The organism is Saccharothrix hoggarensis (assembly GCF_042678885.1).
Taxonomy (GTDB): domain Bacteria; phylum Actinomycetota; class Actinomycetes; order Mycobacteriales; family Pseudonocardiaceae; genus Actinosynnema; species Actinosynnema hoggarensis.
Window position 1 is genome coordinate 1 of record NZ_JBHTLK010000428.1, and the last position, 2,519, is coordinate 2,519.

The following is a 2,519-nucleotide window of genomic DNA, read 5'->3' on the forward strand; positions in this document are numbered from 1 at the left end:
GCACCGTCGCGGGCGGGCGCGGCACGTCGATCGGCGGCAGCGCGGACGGCACCTTGGGCGGCGCGACGGCACCTCCGGCCAACGCCGGACCACCACCCGGCACCGCACCACCGGCGCCACCACCGGCCGGACCACCAGCCGCCGGACCACCAGCCGGACCACCAGCCGCCGGACCACCGGCAGGGCCACCCGCGCTCCCACCGGGTCCACCACCCGGCGCACCACCAGGTCCACCGGCCTCGGAACCGCCACCGCCCCCAGCCGACGCCTGCGCCCGACCCCCTTGGCCCTGACCCGCCTGCCCCTGGGCCGCCGCACTCACCGCACCCGTCGCCGCCGTGTACAACGCCCCGAGCTCGGCCATCCGCTGCGCCGCCTGGGCCTGCAACGCCAACAACTGCTGCTGGACGACGGCCTGCGCCGCCCCCGCCGACGCTACAGCCGCCGCCTGCAACGCCCGCGCCGCCGCGAGCAGCTGGTGGATGTACGCCCGCGTCACCGGGATCTCCTTGGCCAGCGCGTCCAACGCGACCCACGGTTGGGCCGCCTCGATCCGCGCCACCCAGTCCGCCATGCCGCGCTCCGCCGCCGACGCCCGCGCGACGAACAGGTCACCGGCCTGGTCCGTCCACCGTGGAGCGAGGCCGGCGATCTCGCCGCGCAGCGCGTCGGCGGACAGCCGCAGCTCGTCACGCGCCTCGGCCCACATCCGGCTTGCCCGGTTCAGCCGGTGGAGGTGGCTCATCTCCTGGTCGACCATCGCCGCCATCTGCGGCAACGTCATGCCCGCGTAGCTCATGACAGCCCCGCCAACGCGCCGCCGGGTCCGCGCCGGGCAGCTTGGGACAGCCGGGTCGCCTCCGCGAACACCGGCGCGGGCCCGAGCGGCGCGGCGTCCGCGACCCGGACCAGCCCTCGCGCGCCCACGCCGTCGGCCCGGAGGTAGTCGTCGGCGCACGCCACCGCGATCTCGCGGCACCGGGCCAACTCCTGGTCGGCCGCCGTCAGGTAGGTGGTCAACGCGGTGGTCGACGCCTCGTCGGCCGCCTGGAACGGCGGGCACTCCGTCATCCCCCCGCCGCCGCACCCGCCGGGCACGGCCTCCCGCGCCACCCTGGTGAGGTCCAACTGCCGCGGCCGGAACGCCGCCATGTCGTCGGTGATTCCCTCGATCACTGATCGCTCCCTCGGTCCGGAAGTGCCACTTGCACCAGCGACGGCGCGCGCCGCCGATCCACCAGCCGGCCGCGGCCGGGCGGCAGCGGCTCGGGTTTGAGGCCGCCGAGCAGCGGGCCCTCGTTCTTGTCGCCGGCGAGCATCAGGCCGGGCGAGCCGACGTCGCGCAGCCGCGCGAGGAACGTCTCGAACAGCGCCCGCCCGGCGCCGCCGGACCGGCGCGTCAGCACGACGTGCAGCCCAATGTCACGGCCTTGCGGCAGGTACGGCAGCAGCACCGACAGGGGGTTGTCGAGGCCGGTCGCCACGAGGTCGTAGTCGTCGACCAGCACGAACAGCTCGGGCCCGGTCCACCAGTCGCGGGCGCGCAGCTGCGCCGCCGTCACGTCCGGGCCGGGCAGGCGTCCCGCCATCGCCCGCGCCGCCTCCGACAGCAGGTGCGCGGTGGTGGCGGCGTCGGTGCCGTAGCCGAGGAGGTGCGTGTCCGGCACGTCGCCGAGCAGGCCGCGCCGGTGGTCGACCACCAGCAGGCGCGCCTGCGCGGGCGTCCGGTTGTCGACGATCCGGCGCGCGAGCGTGCGCAGGAACGCGGTCTTGCCGGACTCCGCGTCGCCCAGCACGAGGAAGTGCGCGTCGGCGGCGAAGTCGAGGTGCACGGGGCCCAGGTCGTGCTCGGCGATGCCGACGGCGAACCGCAGGCCGTCGTCCGCGGCGGGCAGGTCGGACAGGGACACGACGCCGGGCAGCATCCGCACCCGGGGCGCGGGCGCGCCGGTCCACGCCCGCGAGACGGCGTCGACCAGCGCGCCGAGCCCGGCGGTGACGGTGTCGGCGTCCGCTTCGCCGTCGATCCGCGGCAACGCCACCAGCAGGTGGTGCTTCTGCGCCGTGATGCCGCGTCCCGGCGCGTCCTCGGGCACGGCCGCCGCGCTGCGCCGGTCCACCGCGCTGTCCAGCGGGTCGCCCAGCCGCAGCTCCACCCGGCTGCCGAACAGGTCGCGGATGCCGGGCCGCAGGTCGAACGGCCGGGAGCACGCGCCCACGACGTGCACGCCGAACGACAGGCCGCGGGTCGCGATGTCGGACACCGCGTCCTCCACGTCCTCGAACTCCTTGCGCAACGTCTGCCAGCCGTCGACGACGAGGAACACGTCACCGTGCGGCTCGTCGGGGAACCGGCCCTCGCGGCGCAGCGCACGGAAGCCCGCGATGCCGTCGACCTGGTGCTCGGCGAACAGCCGTTCCCGCCGTTCGAGGACGGCGGCGACCTCGGCGACGGTGCGGCGCACCGCGCTCGCCTGCTGCCGCCCGGCGACCCCGCCCACGTGCGGCAGGCCGCGCAG

Annotated in this window: 3 protein-coding genes; all 3 read right to left on the reverse strand. The window is 76.5% G+C overall.

Features of this window, described 5'->3' with window-relative positions; translation table 11 throughout:
• The coding region (locus ACFQ3T_RS35905) for a hypothetical protein (RefSeq protein ID WP_380730498.1) at nt 1–799 on the reverse strand (799 nt) is incomplete at its 3' end.
• A complete protein-coding gene (locus tag ACFQ3T_RS35910) occupies nt 796–1,176 on the reverse strand; it encodes a hypothetical protein (protein ID WP_380730501.1) in 381 nt (126 codons plus the stop codon). The genes ACFQ3T_RS35910 and ACFQ3T_RS35905, both read right to left, overlap by 4 nt.
• On the reverse strand, nt 1,173–2,519 hold a 1,347-nt coding region (gene eccCb / locus ACFQ3T_RS35915; RefSeq protein WP_380730504.1), incomplete at its 5' end, for a type VII secretion protein EccCb. The genes ACFQ3T_RS35910 and eccCb, both read right to left, overlap by 4 nt.